The 18,293-nt window shown below is 37.5% G+C and carries 14 protein-coding genes, 1 tRNA gene and 1 pseudogene; 7 read left to right on the forward strand and 9 right to left on the reverse strand.

Going from position 1 to position 18,293, the window contains the following annotated elements; genetic code table 11:
- Window positions 1-306: 306 nt before the first annotated feature.
- The 4 genes from PVV57_RS00095 to PVV57_RS00110 all read left to right on the forward strand — a co-directional run bounded on the left by PVV57_RS00095 (window position 307) and on the right by PVV57_RS00110 (window position 5,338).
- Window positions 307-383, forward strand: a tRNA-Arg gene (locus PVV57_RS00095).
- A gap of 761 nt (window positions 384-1,144) precedes the next feature.
- On the forward strand, window positions 1,145-2,818 hold the full coding sequence (locus tag PVV57_RS00100) for a formate--tetrahydrofolate ligase (protein WP_273783195.1): 1,674 nt from the start codon (window positions 1,145-1,147) through the stop codon (window positions 2,816-2,818).
- A 187-nt stretch (window positions 2,819-3,005) separates the two neighbouring features.
- Window positions 3,006-3,239 carry a 30S ribosomal protein S21 gene (gene rpsU / locus PVV57_RS00105; RefSeq protein ID WP_273717519.1) on the forward strand — a complete coding sequence of 78 codons (234 nt, stop codon included), beginning with the start codon at window positions 3,006-3,008 and terminating at the stop codon, window positions 3,237-3,239.
- Window positions 3,240-4,777: 1,538 nt separating this feature from the next.
- On the forward strand, window positions 4,778-5,338 hold the full coding sequence (locus PVV57_RS00110; RefSeq protein WP_273717518.1) for an SH3 domain-containing protein: 561 nt from the start codon (window positions 4,778-4,780) through the stop codon (window positions 5,336-5,338).
- Between the two features lie 46 nt (window positions 5,339-5,384).
- On the opposite strand, the gene irrA is transcribed toward PVV57_RS00110, so the two are convergent.
- Window positions 5,385-5,897: an iron response transcriptional regulator IrrA gene (gene irrA / locus PVV57_RS00115; protein WP_273717544.1), complete on the reverse strand. Its 513-nt coding sequence runs from the start codon at window positions 5,895-5,897 to the stop codon at window positions 5,385-5,387.
- Between the two features lie 233 nt (window positions 5,898-6,130).
- On the opposite strand from irrA, the gene fabA reads away from it, so the two are divergent.
- The 3 genes from fabA to fabI are packed head-to-tail and all read left to right on the forward strand — an operon-like array spanning window position 6,131 to window position 8,785.
- Window positions 6,131-6,640, forward strand: coding sequence for a 3-hydroxyacyl-[acyl-carrier-protein] dehydratase FabA (fabA, locus tag PVV57_RS00120; RefSeq protein WP_273717517.1), 510 nt, complete (start codon window positions 6,131-6,133; stop codon window positions 6,638-6,640).
- A 57-nt stretch (window positions 6,641-6,697) separates the two neighbouring features.
- Window positions 6,698-7,918: a beta-ketoacyl-ACP synthase I gene (fabB, locus tag PVV57_RS00125; RefSeq protein WP_273717516.1), complete on the forward strand. Its 1,221-nt coding sequence runs from the start codon at window positions 6,698-6,700 to the stop codon at window positions 7,916-7,918.
- Window positions 7,919-7,966: 48 nt separating this feature from the next.
- Window positions 7,967-8,785 carry an enoyl-ACP reductase FabI gene (gene fabI / locus PVV57_RS00130; RefSeq protein ID WP_273783196.1) on the forward strand — a complete coding sequence of 273 codons (819 nt, stop codon included), beginning with the start codon at window positions 7,967-7,969 and terminating at the stop codon, window positions 8,783-8,785.
- A gap of 61 nt (window positions 8,786-8,846) precedes the next feature.
- On the opposite strand, the pseudogene PVV57_RS10470 reads toward fabI, so the two are convergent.
- The 8 genes and pseudogenes from PVV57_RS10470 to recF all read right to left on the reverse strand — a co-directional run.
- Window positions 8,847-9,630, reverse strand: a pseudogene (locus tag PVV57_RS10470) (integrase); the annotation flags it as partial.
- Window positions 9,631-10,650: 1,020 nt separating this feature from the next.
- Window positions 10,651-11,658 carry an NAD(P)H-dependent glycerol-3-phosphate dehydrogenase gene (gpsA, locus tag PVV57_RS00135; RefSeq protein ID WP_273717514.1) on the reverse strand — a complete coding sequence of 336 codons (1,008 nt, stop codon included), beginning with the start codon at window positions 11,656-11,658 and terminating at the stop codon, window positions 10,651-10,653.
- 399 nt (window positions 11,659-12,057) lie between these two features.
- On the reverse strand, window positions 12,058-12,786 hold the full coding sequence (gene cyoD / locus PVV57_RS00140) for a cytochrome o ubiquinol oxidase subunit IV (RefSeq protein WP_273717513.1): 729 nt from the start codon (window positions 12,784-12,786) through the stop codon (window positions 12,058-12,060).
- The gene (locus tag PVV57_RS00145; protein ID WP_273717512.1) at window positions 12,786-13,454 is read right to left on the reverse strand and encodes a cytochrome (ubi)quinol oxidase subunit III; all 669 of its coding nucleotides are present in this window, start codon (window positions 13,452-13,454) and stop codon (window positions 12,786-12,788) included. The genes cyoD and PVV57_RS00145 overlap by 1 nt, the downstream gene beginning before the upstream one ends.
- A complete protein-coding gene (gene cyoB, locus PVV57_RS00150) occupies window positions 13,451-15,469 on the reverse strand; it encodes a cytochrome o ubiquinol oxidase subunit I (protein WP_273717511.1) in 2,019 nt (672 codons plus the stop codon). The genes PVV57_RS00145 and cyoB overlap by 4 nt, the downstream gene beginning before the upstream one ends.
- Window positions 15,470-15,544: 75 nt before the next feature.
- Window positions 15,545-16,516, reverse strand: coding sequence for a ubiquinol oxidase subunit II (gene cyoA, locus PVV57_RS00155; RefSeq protein ID WP_273717510.1), 972 nt, complete (start codon window positions 16,514-16,516; stop codon window positions 15,545-15,547).
- Window positions 16,517-16,640: 124 nt separating this feature from the next.
- Window positions 16,641-17,090 carry a type II 3-dehydroquinate dehydratase gene (gene aroQ, locus PVV57_RS00160; protein WP_273783197.1) on the reverse strand — a complete coding sequence of 150 codons (450 nt, stop codon included), beginning with the start codon at window positions 17,088-17,090 and terminating at the stop codon, window positions 16,641-16,643.
- Window positions 17,091-17,145: 55 nt separating this feature from the next.
- On the reverse strand, window positions 17,146-18,279 hold the full coding sequence (gene recF, locus PVV57_RS00165; protein ID WP_273717508.1) for a DNA replication/repair protein RecF: 1,134 nt from the start codon (window positions 18,277-18,279) through the stop codon (window positions 17,146-17,148).
- Window positions 18,280-18,293: the final 14 nt, after the last annotated feature.

The raw sequence follows: 18,293 nt of genomic DNA on the forward strand, positions 1-18,293 counted from the left end.
GTTTTACACAAAAACCAAACAGCAGGTATATATCTTACCCCCCACCGCAAAAACACATATCATCTCTGGCTGACTATCGTTCATAGACGAAAACGTCAAGTTAACTATCGTTCATATTGCTTGGTATGGTCACAGCAAGAAAATGACCCTATCAAAAATCCAACTGAAACCATAATATATCATATCCTTTTTTTAATATCTCATAAAAAAGAGATTTTTTTTATGACAACCCAAGTTTCACTTGCATTTCTTTAATGAAACGATTAGGAACCATTGTCTTAGACAATGTAGAAAATCGAAATGTGTGCACCCGTAGCTCAGCTGGATAGAGCACCAGACTACGAATCTGGGGGTCAGGAGTTCGAATCTCTTCGGGTGCGCCATCTATCAATAAACTCAATAGCTTGCTCATAAATTCAAGTCCTTTGAATTTCTTTTTATGTGATTTATTTTTTGCTTATTATGGCTTTTTATTCCATTCTATTTTGAGTCGTTTCTTTAGCCATTTTGATAGAATAGAATGTTATACGGCCTTCAGTTCAACCCAAAGGCGCTTTTTATTAGCGATAATCGTAGCTGATTGCATGAGTTGGTATGTGTGTTGTTACTTTCTCTTCTCAATCTATACGCTTGTTTTTGATGTCTTCTGGATTATACTTTTTAATCAGTTGGATGATTTTTTACGTGCTTATTTTTCTTTTCTATCCATGGATATTTCTGAATATTTCATTTCTGTCCGCCCCATCTCAAGAAGGACTTTAGGTGTGCCATCACAAATTGCGGTTTACCGTCCTCTAAAACTTTTTCAGTGTGCTATTCTAAATAACAAATATAAAAATCGCATCAATATCGTTGTGTCAAAAGTTTTTAAACTCATTCCCCAAAGACTTTCTTCTGATATTCATCATTCGCTAATATTGAGATTGCAGGCTGGCTAAAAACTTACCAAAATTTAAAACATAGAGATTCTTTTTTCAAAAAAAACGATAAAACCCTTCTTGTGTTCTTTTAGCATTATCTCTTGCGCGACACATCATTGAACTCTATGATATCTTATACTTTCTATTCTTTATGGATTATTCTCATTAATCCATAGAATACAGGTTTCAAACGTTAATAAAAGCTCAGTTTAAAGAATTTTTCCATGCCTAAAACAGATATTGAAATTGCTCGCACTGCTAAAAAGCAACATATTGTTGAAATTGCACAAAAAATTGGTATCGCACATGAAAACCTCATTCCCTATGGCCATGATAAAGCTAAAATTTCTTCTGCATACATAAAATCGCTCAATGAAAATCCAGATGGTAAACTTATCCTCGTCACAGCGATCAATCCCACCCCTGCTGGAGAAGGAAAAACAACAACAACCGTTGGACTGAGTGATGCTCTTAATCTCATTGGCAAAAAAACAATAGCCACTTTGAGAGAACCGTCTTTAGGCCCCTGTTTTGGTATCAAAGGTGGTGCCGCTGGTGGTGGTTATGCGCAAGTCGTTCCAATGGATGACCTTAATTTACATTTTACCGGTGATTTTCATGCTATTACAGCAGCTCATAATCTTCTTGCCGCAATGATCGATAATCATATCTATTGGGGAAATACTCTAAACATTGATCCACGGCGCATTGTTTGGAAGCGCGTTCTTGATATGAATGACCGTGCATTGCGCGATATCGTTATTTCATTGGGAAGCATAACAAATGGTTTTCCACGACAAACAGGTTTTGACATTACTGTTGCATCAGAAATTATGGCACTTCTTTGTCTTTCGGAAAATTTAGAAAACCTTACACGAAGACTCAAAAAAATTATTGTTGCCTATCGTTATGATAAAACACCCGTAACAGTAGCTGATCTCAATGCAGAAGGCGCAATGGCAGTTCTTCTCAAAGACGCCATACAACCCAATCTTGTACAAACAATTGAAAATAATCCTGTTCTTGTTCATGGAGGACCTTTTGCCAATATTGCTCATGGTTGCAACTCAGTTATAGCAACAAAAACTGCTTTAAAATTGGCTGATTATGTCATCACAGAAGCAGGATTTGGAGCGGATCTTGGAGCAGAAAAGTTTTTCAATATCAAATGTCGGCAAGCCGGTATTATACCAAATGCAACAGTGATTGTCGCAACGATTCGTGCATTAAAAATGAATGGTGGTGTGGAAAAAAATAACCTTACAGAAGAAAATATCACCGCTTTAGAAAAGGGAGCAGCTAACCTTTTACGACATATCAAAAATATGGAGCTCTACGGTATCCCTTGTGTTGTAGCGATTAATCATTTTGACAGCGATAGCGATGCCGAAATAAAAACGTTACAAAAAATAGTTGCAACAACTGGACACAAAGCACTTATTTGTAAACATTGGGAACAAGGTGGAAAAGGCGCTATAGAACTTGCACAAGAACTTATTGCCTTAATTGAAAAACAAGATTCCGATTTTAAAGTGCTCTATCAAGATGATATTCCCCTCGTTCAAAAAATTAATTGTATTATAACAAAGTTATACGGTGGGCGTGGCGCTATCATCTCAGCGCCTATTCTTAAACAACTTGAATCTTGGGAAAAAGAAGGTTTTGGCACCTACCCTATTTGTATGGCAAAAACACCTTATTCTTTTTCTGCTGATCCCAAGCAATATGGTGCTCCTGTTGATTTTGAAATTCCTGTGCGAGAAGTTCGTCTCTGCGCAGGAGCCGGCTTTATTGTTGTCATTTGTGGAGATGTTATGACCATGCCCGGCTTACCCCATTATCCTACCGCTGAAAAAATTTATCTTGACGAAAATGATCAAATACAAGGACTTTCATAAGTTTATAACCGTAAACTCTATCATTTATTATAAAAAGCATTTTATGATAAAAAAATAGAATTTTAAAAAGCGATATAGACAAATGTCTTATTTATATGATATAAGCTTCTGTCCTTTTGGATATGCCTTTATAAAGGATGTAGGTTTTTCCTATCATTTATGACACTGAAAAAAAGCAGGATAAATAGTGCAAGTACTCGTTCGTGATAATAATGTTGATCAAGCGCTCCGCGCGTTGAAAAAAAAGATGCAGCGTGAAGGTATCTTCCGTGAAATGAAAATGCGTAGTTATTATGAAAAGCCATCTGAGAGGCGTGCTCGTGAAAAAGCTGAGGCTATTCGTCGTACACGTAAGCTTGCGCGTAAGCGTGCGCAAAGAGAAGGTTTTGTTAGTAACGGGCGAACTGTTGCGGTAAAGTGATATACTTTGGATGCATCATAGAATTGCATAAGCAACAAAGAATAAGCTAGCAGAAAATTTCATCTTCATAAGCAAAATTTTATTTTCATAGGCAATTACAATAGGTTTCTTGCCTATCTTTTTTTGTGTGCAATGTTGTCTCGTATTTTAGTTATATAAACTAATATGTTAATTATCTGGAAGTGATAAATTTTCTTATCATAGGAATGGTGTTGATTTCACTCTTGTAGTTTTCAAAAAGAGATAACAAACAACAGTTTAGATATTTAAGCGACTTGTCTCCTATGTAAAATGTGGATTGCGCGGAGGGTGTTTTGTTATCACTTTTTGCTATAATTTTCCTCCTTCTTTTTATCCCTCAAATAACTGTTTTTTATATGCAAGCCTCATGATAGTTTTCTTCTTTTGTCCTTACATGTTCTGAATCTTTCAAAGATTTTAGATCAGATTACAAAACACAAATGGCTATCACAATATGCGATTGTGTGTATGAGAATATGAAAATACATAATCCTATTTCTCTGCACTTATGTAATTAACCTCATAAGCGTATCGAATAAGCCCTCCTTTTTCATTAAACTCTTTTATACTGAGTTGAAACAAAAGAAAATTGAAAATAAACAGAGAGAACGCTGTATTTAAATATGGGTGTAAGTGCCTTATATTATCATTTTTGATGAAAATATTTTTACAATTTAAATAACGCGTTAAAATTGATAACTTATTGATTTATGATCATAAGTAGTCATTTTTCATATTAAATAATAACTCTGAATACAGTAAAATTTCTCAACATCCTCTCATATTGAAGCAATCAAGATTTTTGCTTGTACATCATAAGCAGGGTCAGCATGTAAATAGAATAAAAATGCTTCTTATGAACGCTCTAAATAATAAGAACTGCATAACATTGAGAGCTGTGAAATAGAATGATGCTAGCCAGCTTATCTCTACCATACGGGTAAGCATTATCATTGCATAAGAACATAGTGTAGCAAATTTTATACATTGAATATCACAGAAAACTATCCTGTTAAAATTAGCCCTTCATATATCAAGCTACTCTATAATGTGGCTCATATTTTTACGTTTAAGTGCTTCATGCATCGTATTCTTTTGTCCATTCAAAACTGTCCTCTCAAGCCACATCATAATCCCTCTACTGAACAGTCTTCATATTCATAACATGCATAACTGTGCTTTTATTTCAAAAAATACTCTTGGAAAAAAGAGACAATATTTTAGCTCTGATTTCCTATACAAAAACTGCCTCAACCACAATATACTTTGCTGTCTTAATATCTTTCTCACACATACAAGCGCGCTAAAAATCCAATATTTATTTACTGGCATCTCCTCATAAACACGACAAACACTAAGAAATTAAAACTTTTGTTTTCTTTATTTTACTCTTCTCGTAACAATTTTTTCATTGTTTAGATCTCGTTAACGGGCGATATGGCATAATTTTTATCAGTCTCCAATCTTATCTTCCAGATTTTAAATTACCAATATATGACGAAATAAAGGAGTTCAGTGTGCAAAATTCTCGTTGGTTTCGCGATTTAATGCTTGCATCATGTATCTTAATAGCAAAAGTCATTGTATTGGATCCACCGCGTTTGTTGCACGCACAAACATTTAATCACAATTTAGGCCCCAGTGGTTTACCACTTCCGCGATTTGCTTCGATTAAACCTACGCGTGTTAATGTACGCGTTGGACCAGGGAGTAACTATTCTATCATTTTTACTTACAAAAAAAAGGGTTTACCTATTGAAATCATCCAAGAATATGATCAATGGCGCAAAATTCGTGATGCAGAAGGCGATGAAGGGTGGGTGTATCAATCGCTTTTATCAGGAAAGCGAACTGCTATAACTATTCCATGGCAAAAAGATAAAACAAAAAGGCTGATGCTACGAAAAAAACCCACCGACAACGCAGAACTTGTGGCAGAAGTAGAGCCTAATGTCATTGGCAATATCCACCAATGCGATGGACAATGGTGCGAAATCACTCTCAATAATGTTCATGGATGGCTTCATCAACCTCAATTATGGGGGATCTATCCTGATGAAAAAATAAAAGGTTGGTGAATGCTCAAATGCATCAAGTTTAATTTTTATTCCTCATTGAATATGCTTATTCCCTATCACAAGATTGATTTCTTTGTCTCAATCGAACAATCAAATCAACATGTGAAATTTCCATACCTTTTGGTGGCTTAGGCAAATTTCTAATAATGGAAGCTTTTTCCAAATCACATGGAATATCAAAAATACGATTTTCGCCTTCTATATAAAAATGGTAGTGATCAGAGGTATTGGTATCAAACCAAGTTTTTGAGCCTTCTACGGCAATAATCCGTAACAATCCCGCTTCCGTAAATTGATGAAGCGTATTGTAAACCGTTGCTAAGGATACAGGAACACCTGCCCTCACCGCTTCCTCATAGAGCTCTTCAGCAGTAATATGACGATTTCCTTCAGAAAAAATCATATGCGCAAGTTCTAACCGCTGACGTGTTGGACGCAAACCATTTTCACGCAAACGTTTTTCTAACATAGAAGTGGAATAATATTGCACACCTTCTCCACACTCTTTTATGGACTGTTGCTCTTCATTCATCTCTGAATTGTCTGCACTTCCTGACATATTACAAACCAAAATATCTTCCTGCGTCAATAAGATAAAAATAGAAAAAAATGGGGATAGTATGGTGCAATCTTGTATTCCATTTTTAAATAATTATTTGTGTAGAATACATGAAAAAGGGCTTTTGTCATTAAAAATGATATAAAATCATTTCCCTCTCTTTAAAATTTGCTCTAAAAGTAGATTGGGGAAAAGCGCAGAAATAAAGATATATGCAAATAAATGGAGTAACCATGGCTGAACAAAAGTCTCGCTATACTTATGAAGAGCTTCTAAGCTGCGCTCGCGGCGAAATGTTTGGTAAGGGTAATGCGCAATTGCCGGCACCACCAATGTTGATGATTCATCGAATCACTCAAATCAGTGAAACTGGTGGCAAATATGATAAAGGAATGGTTCGCGCCGAATTTGACATTACACCAGACCTTTGGGTCTTTAATTGTCACTTTATAGGCGATCCCGTTATGCCAGGATGTCTTGGATTGGATGGTATGTGGCAATTAACAGGTTTTTTTCTTGGTTGGTTAGGAGAACCAGGGAAAGGAAGAGCGATATCAACAGGTGAAGTGAAGTTATCAGGTATGGTAACGCCACAAACCAAACTTCTTGAATATGAAATAGATTTTAAGCGTATTCGACGTGGAAATTTAGTCTTAGGAATAGCTGATGGGTGGCTAAAAGCAGATGGAGAAACTATTTATAAGGCAAATGATTTGCGCGTTGCTTTATTCAAAGAAGATTGAATGTTATTTTCATCAGGAAGAATTTTTTACTATTCTGTATGGAATAAGGAGGTATGAATGCGTCGAGTTGTTGTAACCGGAATGGGGATTGTCTCCGCGATTGGAAATGAACCTCAAGCCGTTTTAACCAGTTTACGTGAGGCAAAATCTGGGATTTCTTACGCACCTCAATATGCTGAGTTAGGCTTTCGTAGCAGAGTTTACGGCAAACCTGATATTAATATAGAAGAATTGGTCGATCGACGCGCCCTACGCTTTCATGGACGTGGAACAGCCTGGAATCATATCGCCATGGATCAAGCAATTGCTGATGCTGGTTTAGAGCCTCATGAAGTATCAAACGAACACACAGGTATTATTATGGGTTCTGGAGGTGCTTCAACCCATTCAATCGTAGAAGCCGCTGATATTACACGCCAAAAAGGTCCAAAACGTGTTGGGCCTTTTGTTGTCCCTAAAGCGATGAGTTCTACAGCATCTGCAACATTAGCAACTTTCTTTAAAATAAAAGGGGTCAACTATTCAATCTCTTCAGCTTGTGCTACCTCCAATCATTGTATTGGGAATGCTTATGAAATGATCCAATATGGTAAACAGAAGCGCGTCTTTGCCGGTGGCTGCGAAGATTTGGATTGGACGCTCTCTGTTTTATTCGATGCTATGGGCGCTATGTCTAGCAGATATAATGATATTCCTCACAAAGCTTCACGTGCCTATGATGTCAATCGTGATGGATTTGTTATTGCTGGGGGTGCGGGTGTTTTAGTCCTTGAAGATCTAGAACTTGCTAAAGCACGCGGAGCAAAAATCTACGGAGAAATCGTTGGATATGGCGTAACATCCGATGGGCATGACATGGTCGCTCCATCAGGAGAGGGAGCAGAACGGTGCATGCGCATGGCCCTTGCAACAGTCGATAATAAAATTGATTATATCAATCCCCATGCAACAGCAACGCCTGTTGGCGATCCTCCGGAAATAGAGGCTATTCGCCGTATTTTTGGAGCGGGTGATCAATGCCCACCCATTTCTGCTACCAAATCTCTAACAGGACATTCCTTAGGAGCCGCAGGTGTTCACGAAGCAATCTATACATTGTTAATGATGAATCATAATTTTATTTGTGAAAGTGCCCATATTGAAGAACTTGATCCAGCTTTTGCTGATATGCCAATCGTTCGTGAACGACGTGATCATCAACAACTAAATACTGTATTGTCAAATACTTTTGGCTTTGGCGGTACCAATGCAACGCTTGTTTTTCAACGCTATATATAAATGAAAGTTCTTAGCAATTGAAAAAAGTACGGTCTTACGGAGAATAATATGAAAGGTTTGATGGAGGGCAAACGTGGCCTTATTATGGGAATTGCGAATGACCATTCAATTGCTTGGGGCATTGCCTGTCAACTCGCACAAGCAGGAGCTGAATTAGCATTAACTTATCAAGGAGATGCTTTCGGAAAACGTGTTCAGCCCCTCGCTGATAAACTTGGCTGCAAATTGGTTCTAGAGTGTGATGTTGAAAAAATTGAAAATGTTGACGACGTCTTTGAAAAACTTGAAAAAGAATGGAAAACGATTGATTTTATTGTTCATGCCATTGGTTTTTCAGATAAAAATCAACTAAAAGGGCGTTACGTTGATGTTACAACGCGTGAAAATTTTCAACGTACAATGGTTATTTCAGCTTATTCCTTTACTGAAATTGCTCAACGCGCGGGGAAGCTTATGCCTCATGGAGGGGCACTTTTAACCCTTACTTATGGCGCTTCACAGCAAGTTGTCCCTAATTATAATATCATGGGGGTAGCTAAGGCTGCTTTAGAATCTATGGTACGTTATTTAGCTGCGGACTTTGGTCCGCAAAATATCCGCGTCAATGCGATTTCAGCAGGTCCTGTTAGAACCTTAGCGGGTAATGGTATTGCAGCTGCACGTGCAATATTTTCACATCAACGACGTAATGCCCCATTACGTCGTACTGTGAATATTCATGAAATTGGAAAGTCCGCTCTTTATCTACTCTCTGACTTGTCATCAGGCGTTACGGGTGAAATCCATTATGTTGATTCAGGCTACAACATCATGTCTATGCCAATACTTGAAGAACTGAAAAAAACTGAAGATTCCCAAGAAGGATAAAAAATGCCCGACTTTAAAACATATGTAGAATGCTTTAGTCGCGTATTGAGCGGCGTTCTCTACTAGACTGAACCTCATAGAGACGGGCTTCAAGTCCAATCTGTTGCATATATGATGACACACAATTCTCACCAAGGGAACACGACCTGTTGCAGAAAAAAAGAAATCATTACAAGATAGCAAACAGCTTGTTTCAAAATTTTTAATGCCTCTGATGACAAGGAAAATAAAATTCTATTGCAGTATTACATTTTCCTTTCATATTTTCGAGCCAAGGATAATCCATACATTTCTCTCGATCTGATCTTTATCAATATAACGCAAAGGACCTGTATGCCCCCTGTAAGGATAAGCAAACACAAAGCCAATTGTATCAATTGTTGTTGTTTTGCAAAGTGTTTTATAAAAATCCGGTATATCTCTCCAATCCATTTTGCAAGAAAGTTTTGTGTTTTATGGAGTTGTTTTCCTAACAAAGCCCATGCTTTTTCTGCTTCTTGTAAATCAACATCCAATCCCAAAGCCCCAGCATATTTAGGACAAATATTAAGGCGGTTTAGTATTAAGGCGATTTAGTGCTTTCTTTACTGTTGCCGCTTCTGTATGCCAGACAGGAGCAAATGTGCCGCGTATCTCTGTTTTATTTCTCTCTGAAACGGGGAAACAACCTCATTTGGGAAGAATATAAAGGCATAAAGATAGGGATCATCTTTCAGCTTTACCATCATCCTTTAATTCAGCTGTACGTCTTTCACAGCAATATCTTTTAAATAATGAAGGTTACGCCTTCCCTCACGCTCTTATTTTTTCCGTTCTTTAATGAAATCACTCCCTTGAGGTATCAGATAAGATAGAATGTCTAAAAAAACACTATTGCTGTTGCTCATTTACATACTTTTTTAAAATACATACTTTTTTAAAAAGACATCTCTCAATGCACGCAATTCCATTTCACAATGGTACCTATAAACAGTATAATTAAAATCTTCTGTGAAATACATACCCCTTTTTGCACCACCATTTTACTTACCAAATTCTCATGTTGCAACACTCCTTGTCACTTGAGATGATTCATTAGAAGTATTTTTACTCTTTTCTTAAATAACTTTTATCCACACGCCAACCCACTTGCGACATACAAGCAAATAATTTTGATTAATTCAATACAAAAACACGATAAAATATTCATATAAATCAACATATTATCTTTATATCATATTATTTTTCAGTTTAAATGACAGCCACAAATACAATAATATTCTTTCAATTTCAGACCTTCACATTTGAATCAAAAAAATCATTTTTTGCATATAAAAAAGCAAAATTGATATGTAGGAAAAGAAAAGGCGTAAATATCTCTACTGCCCCCCCCACAAGTGCCAAAAGCTGCCTTAACATTGTGAGCTAGAAAAGTGTGTGATAACGTCGGCCTTCTCCTTTGCAAGCATAAAGATAGGGGGTGCAATAGGTTTTGTGTATTTCACAGGGATTTTAATTATACTGTTTATGTATCATTGTGTAATGGAATCGCGTGCATTGAGAGATGTCTTTTTAAAAAAGTATGTGAATGAGCAGCAATAGTGTTTTGTTTTGCGCGAGAGGCATGCCCCCATTAAAGAACGAGAAAAACAAAATATCCCTTTCATCATATTACAGAAATATGTTTAAGTGGAAACAATAATTTATTTTCAAAGAGATAACTCTTAGATAAAAACTTTTATATTTCATAAAAATATAAAATGATATGAATCTATAATTTGCTGAAATACGACCATCTTACACAATCATCAATACAATCTATTTTATATTTCTATCATAATATGTTTCTATTTTTTACGATTGGAATTATTTAAAAACGCAGGATATCATTGTATTTCGTCCTTGAGAGTGCGGCTTAATAATGTGTTAGCCGCTTCAGTTATGTTTTTACCACAATAGAGAATTTGATAAATTTGTTTTACAATAGGCATTTCCACCCCAATACGTTTCGCTAACGTATGTACTTCCTTGGTATTTAAGTACCCTTCCACAACTTGACCAATTTCTTTTTCCGCTTCTTTTATATCTATCCCTTTACCAAGAAGTATTCCAAAACGGCGATTACGCGACTGATTATCAGTACATGTCAAAACCAGATCACCTAAGCCTGTCATTCCCATAAATGTGGAAAGCTCAGCACCCATAGCGCCCCCTAAACGACTGATTTCAGCTAGTCCTCGTGTGATGAGCGCTATTCGTGCATTTGCCCCAAATCCCATGCCATCTGATATTCCTGCACCAATAGCAATAACATTTTTGACGGCTCCCCCTAATTGAACACCAATCATATCTGAGCTTTTATAAACTCTAAAACTTTTGTCACAATGAAAAAGTTGCTGCAATTCTTTACCAAACGCAACATCAGAAGCTGCTATCGTCATTGCAGTAGGCCAACCAATAGCTAGTTCTTTAGCAAAAGTTGGTCCAGAAAAAACAGCTAAAGGAATTTTTTCACCTAAAATCTCACGAGCAACTTCTTGTAAGAAACGTCCTGTACCATGTTCTAAACCTTTCGTTGCCCAAATAACGCGTGAATGCTGATCCAAATAAGGCTGAATATTATACAACACTTGATGAAATACATGGCTTGGAACAGCGATTAATATATTATCACTTGCTGTTATTGCAGTTTCAAGCGAAGCTTCAAGGAGTAAATTTTCAGGAAATCGAATATCAGGTAAATATACTTGATTACAACGTTGTTCTTGTAATTTTTTGATGTGTTGAGAATTATATCCCCAAAGTAAAACATTATGGCCATTACGAGCAAGAGCAATCGCTAATGCAGTACCAAAAGAACCAGCACCAATAACTGTCATTGCAACGGTTTTCATTCAGTTTTCTGATTATTCTCTAAATTGTCAATTTCAATTGCACGTTATTATTACAAATAACTTCAATGCTCTCTTTAACATAAACACTGTAAAACTAAAACGTTACTTCTTCACAGCTTTATCTCACACAACATAAAAATGTTTTTCACACTCTTTTTTGTATTGAATTGTACAAACACTATTCTTTGTATATTCTACAAATAGCTATTTGTTTGAAAAAATTAAAGCTTGATTAAATACTCAATGGACCGTTTTGTTAAAAATACAAGTATATTCAAAACCATGATACCCATTCCACCGATATCTTACACTTAGCCCCCTCTTCATATTCTATGAACTTAGCAACAACATTTGTGGAGCTGATACATGCCGCATCAGCTCCACAGGTATTTATCACAACTATTCTACAGGAGTTTGCATACTTGGAACTTGATCCATGGGCATTTCTGAACCAGGCGCTTGATCTACAGGAGTTTGCATACTTGGAACTGGCTCCATAGGCATTTCTGAACCAGGTGCTTGATCTACAGGAGTTTGCATACTTGGAACTGGCTCCATAGGCATTTCTGAACCAGGTGCTTGATCTACAGGAGTTTGCATACTTGGAACTGGCTCCATAGGCATTTCTGAACCAGGCGCTTGATCTACAGGAGTTTGCATACTTGGAACTGGCTCCATGGATATTTCTGAATCCACCATCTTTTCTGGCTGTTTTCTTACGGATATATCTTTGTTTGATAATTGCTCAGATATTGAAGAATCATCTACACCTGATATTTTCGGTTCAATAACACGTCCTGAACCACCCATCATATTATAATTCAAATGGGAAATAGCCCACCAAGTTCCCCCAATAATAACAAAAACGCAAATAGCAGCAAACCATAAAGCGCTTAAATTCCACTTGGCATCTGGACCAGAGTTCAAGTGTAAAAAGAAAACAATTTGTACTATAATCTGAATAATCGCCATCCCAATAAGATATGCAACCTTTGTACTAATTGCCCAACCTTCCATCATTCCATACATCACAGGAATAAAAGAACCCAAGGTGAAAAATACAGCCAGAATAAAACCGACTAAATAGGAACCAGTACTGGGACCATGTGTTTCATTTTGCATGCTCATCACAACGCTCCTAATAGATAAACCATGGTGAAAACACCAACCCATACAATATCAAGTAAATGCCAAAAAATGGAAAGGCATGCTAAACGTGTTTTATTATTCTGATCCAAGCCATGACGACGAAGATGAAAAAACATCACGACCATCCAAAGAAGACCAACACTTACGTGCAGTCCATGCGTACCAACCAAAGCAAAAAACGCTGACCAATAAGCAGACAGTATCTCCCGTCCAAAAAGTTGTAGACCTGTTGAAGGATCAATACCCGCATAAGCATTTGGATCGTAATAAAATACCTCACTCAAGAGTTCATGGAATTCGTAAAGTTCCATAGCAATGAAACAACACCCAAATACAAAGGTTATAGCCATCCATAAACGCACACCACTGATGTTGTTTTTATGTGCTTGTACCATTGCAAAGCCATAAGTGACGGAAGAAAACAATAAAAAAGCAGTCTCAACCAAAACAAACTTTAAATCAATAAACTCATTCCCTGCCTTACCGCCGCCATAAGAAGCAGAAAAGACAGCAAAACTTGAAAAAAGTGTCGAAAACAGGATTAAGTCTGAAAGGATATAGACCCAAAAACCAAACGTCATTACCGAGCTACTATCGTGGTGAAGTTCATCCACAGTACTCGCATTATTCATTGTTACTGCACTCATACTGTCACTCCTTGTTCTTTAAGAACAGCTGTAAAGGCATCTTCCGTTTTTTGTACTTCTTCCGCTGGAATATAATAACCATGGTGATCACCTGTTAATGAATGACACACAAGCGTTGCAATAAAACCAACCAGCCCGATCGCAACAAGCCACCAAATATGCCAAACAAGCGCGAAACCAACAACTAATGAGAAGAAACCAGCAATAATTCCAGCTGATGTATTCGATGGCATATGAATTTTTGTAAATCCACTTGTTGGGCGTTGATAACCACTTTTCTTCATATTCCAATAAGCATCATCAGACTGTATCTTGGGAAGGAGAGCAAAATTATAGGAAGGAGGTGGTGAAGAGGTAAACCATTCAAGTGTACGCGCATCACCCCAAGAATCATTTAACGTTACTGGTAAGTGACCTTTATGCTTAATACCGTACCAAATTGCCAAAACAACCTGTAACACAAAACAAAGGATACCAAGTAAGATAATAAAAGCACCTAGAGCAGCAATAATAAACATCGGCTGCCAACTAGGTTCCATGTAATGCTGAAGACGACGTGTTGCCCCCATTAAACCAAGGGCATAAACGGGGAAAAAGGCAAGATAAAAACCAATAAACCAACACCAGAAAGATGCAATACCTAGTATGCGATTTGGTTTATAACCGAAAGCTTTTGGAAACCAAAAAGCAAGCCCTGCTAAATAAGCAAAAACCACACCACCAATAATCGTATGATGGAAATGTGCTATCAAAAAGAGCGAATTATGGAACTGCCAATCAGCAGGGACAATCGATAATAAAACACCCGTTAATCCACCACCAACAAACGTAAAGATCATTCCCATGCACCAAAGCATCGGAGGCTCAAAGCGTATCCTTCCTCTATACATCGTGAGCAACCAATTGAAAACTTTTACACCTGTTGGAACTGCGATGATCATCGTAGCAATACTAAAGAACGTATTTACAGCTTCACCGCCGCCCATTGTAAAGAAATGATGTCCCCAAACAAGAAGCGAAAGAATCAAAATAACCACCATGGCCCATATCATGGAAGTATAACCAAAGAGGCGTTTTGAAGAAAAAGTTGAGACAACTTCAGATACAATGCCAAAAGCAGGAACAACCAAAACATATACTTCAGGGTGGCCAAAAACCCAAACATAATTAATCCACACCATTGGATTTCCACCACCAACATTTGAAAAGAAATTCATATTCAAATAACGATCACATGCTAAGAGTGCAAAAGCGACAGTTAAGACAGGATAAATAACTAAAATAAGGACATTGCTGACAAAAGCGCTCCAACAAAAAACAGGCATTTTCATCATTGTCATTCCAGGAGCGCGCATCTTAATCAGAGTCGCAACGAAATTAACTGCCCCCATTGTCGTCGCGATACCAGAAAGCTGAAGCGACCATAAATAATAATCTACCCCTGTATCTGGGCTTGTTTGCAACTCTGTAAAAGGTGGATACATTAGCCAACCACCACGACCAAAATTACCAACACCTAAGGATATATTAATCAAAATCGCCCCAGCTGCCGTAATCCAAAAACCTAGATTATTTGCAAAAGGAAAAGCAACATCACGCGCACCAATTTGAAGCGGTATAAGATAATTAAAAAGACCAAATAAAATAGGTGTAGCCATGAAAAAAATCATGATCGTGCCATGCGCCGAAAAAATTTGATCAAAATGCTCAGGGGGTAAATAACCTGCTGTTTCACTCCCAAGAGCTAAAGCTTGATGCGTCCGCATCATAAGCGCGTCCGCAAAACCGCGAACAAGCATAATAATTCCAAGAATTATATACATAATACCAATGCGTTTATGATCAACAGTTGTAATCCAATTTCGCCATAAAATTCCCCACCACCCAAACGCTGTTAAAGCAACAACAGCAACTAAACCAATCACAACAATCGCGATACATGTATACAAAACGATTGGTTCATGTGCAAGCGCATGAAAAGCACCTGCCGTAGGATCTGTAAGTCTTCCAAACATTTCTTAACCCATTTCAAATGAAATTCAAGTTTAAAAGAAACCTTATATTAAAAGGGCTCTTTCTCTATTGATCCTTTAAATAACATCAGGATCAAATACTGAACACAGTGCACCCCACAGTGTCTGAGCAGCAGCACGTTTCATTAAATCTTCATTACATACCGTATTTTCATCGACACACCGATTAACAATACGATAGTAAAGCCGCTTCTCAACAGGTGCAAAATAACGAACTTCAGCATCTTTTTCCTTCGCAGCAATATCACCCATACGAGGCGCAATAGAAAGCTGACGATAAGATTTACGATCAAGAGCTCGACCATTAGCCCGAGCTTTCACAATCCAATCCTCAAAATCCTGCGAAGATACAGAATGCCACTTAAACCGCATCCCTGAAAAACCATCGCCACTGTAATTTGCTGAGGTTCCTTTGAATACTCCTTGTTCTTCAGCAATCAAATGCAACTTAGCATTCATTTGTGGCATAGCGTAAAGAACTGTACCTAATTTAGGAACCCAAAAGGCATTGACAGAATTTTCTGACGTCAATTGCAATAAAACTTGACGTCCTTTAGGCGCGTAAATTTCATTAATCGATGCAACGCCATATTGAGGATAAATAAAAACCCATTTCCAATCAAGAGCGATAGCATCAATCTGCAATGGTTCTCCTTCACCCACAACCTCTATTGGAAGAGGATTTGCAGGCTCAAGCTTATAGGTATAATAAGCTGTTAATGAACCTAAAATCATTACGATTACAATTGGAATACCCCACATTAAAGCTTCAATTTTATTTGAATGCGCCCAATCAGGGGAATAGTTCGCTTTCGTATTCGATGCACGATATTTTATCGCTAAAAATACCACACTCACCATGACCGGAATGACAACGCAAAGCATAACAAGCACACAGACAACGATCAAAACGAGCTGTTGACGTGCTACATAACCGGATGGTTGAAGAACATCCACTTTACAACCAGACAAAAGCAGTGCTCCCCCTAAAATCACAAGCATCTCTAATTGTCTAACAAAGCTTTTCATCTTTATTTACCCCCGTCATACGCACTAAAAATTTTCATAAATATAATACCTCACATTGTACAGATTTGAAAATAATTATCAAGTGAATTCAATGCCTATATTACGCTTATCCAACGCTCACTCTTTACCTTTTACAATTTATTAATTGTTTTGCAATATGCTCAAGAGCAAACCGATATCCATCACTTCCACACCCAGTTATGATAGCGTCGACACCTGCAGATGTATAAGAATGATGACGGAAAGCTTCACGCTGATAAATATGGGATAAATGAACTTCTACTTTCGGCCCTGAAAACATTTTTAAAGCATCAAGAAGAGCGACAGATGTGTGACTGTAAGCCGCGGGGTTAATGATCAATCCAGAACTTAACCCTATTGCTTCTTGTATCCATTCTACTAATTGTCCCTCATAGTTACTTTGATAAAAATTTATGATAACCCCGGCTTTTTTGGCCCATTCTCTGCATTTTTTTTCAATATCTCCTAGCGTTTCAGTTCCATAAATTTCTGGCTCACGTTGACCCAGAAAATTTAAATTAGGACCATTTAAAATCGTTATCATCACAGACATAGCAAGCCTTTTCTTCTCAACCACCACTTAATTAAAAAAATATTTAGCATGTTTTTTACAGCAATAAAGTGCCATCTTTAATCTCAAAAAATTCTGCGCGTCCTTTTAAATCATCAAATAAAAGACGATCTGTTCCTGTCATAAATGTTTGCACAGCTAAATCATCAAGAATATCAAATAAAGCAGCACGTCGATGTGAATCAAGATGAGCAGCCATTTCATCAAGAAGAAGAATGGGAGCTCTTTGTGATATCATACCTGTTAGACGTGCATGACACAAAACTAAACCTGTCAGTAGCGCTTTTTGTTCACCTGTTGAACAAGATGTTGCTGCTCTATTTTTATCCGCATAAAAAACTTGTAAATCTGTGCGATGCGGTCCTTCTAATGTCCGCCCAGCAGCACGATCTATTGCACGATTACGCCGCAACATATCACAAAATTGCTCTTCAACTTCAGTCGCTGATATTTCACCAAGAGCTGTTTCTAAAAAACCATCAATTTGCAAAAAAGCTCGTGGAAAAGGTATCTGAGATGGCATTTGTGTAAACATATCGTTTAAAAGCCGAATAACATCAATACGCGCCGCAGAAATAGCTGTCGCCAATTCTGCCATCTGCTTTTCTAAAGCATTAAACCAAGCATAATCTTCATTGCCATCCAAAAACAAACGATTACGTGCACGCATCGCTCTATCATAATCGGCTATGCGGCGACTATGCAAAGGATCAATCGCCAAAACCATACGATCCAAAAAACGACGACGCTCAAGCGAAGGACCTGTAAAAAGACCATCCATAGATGGTGTTAAGATACTAATATGACAGTAATCTGTTAAGCAATCACTTGGCACATTCACACCATTAATATGGACCTTTCGACTGTTATCGCTAACCTCCAAAGCAGTACCGATCTTTACTTCACCATAAAGAGCACATTCAAGACATGCAAATACAACGAATCCTTCACCACCACCATCTATAAAGCTAACGTCAGAATATGCAGCCCGTCGCAAACCACGACCCGGAGAAAAAAAAGATAATGCCTCTAAAAGATTTGTCTTACCCGCACCGTTGTGGCCAGTAAAAACCACATGCTGACCCGAAAAATCAATATTAAAAAAAGGATAATTACGATAACGTAAAAGCTTCAATTGCCTCACAGCTACTTTGTGCACATGACTTGCCATGCATTGCAAAACAC

Origin of the sequence: Bartonella sp. AU15XJBT (assembly GCF_028618615.1) — a bacterium.
Classification (GTDB): Bacteria; Pseudomonadota; Alphaproteobacteria; order Rhizobiales; family Rhizobiaceae; genus Bartonella.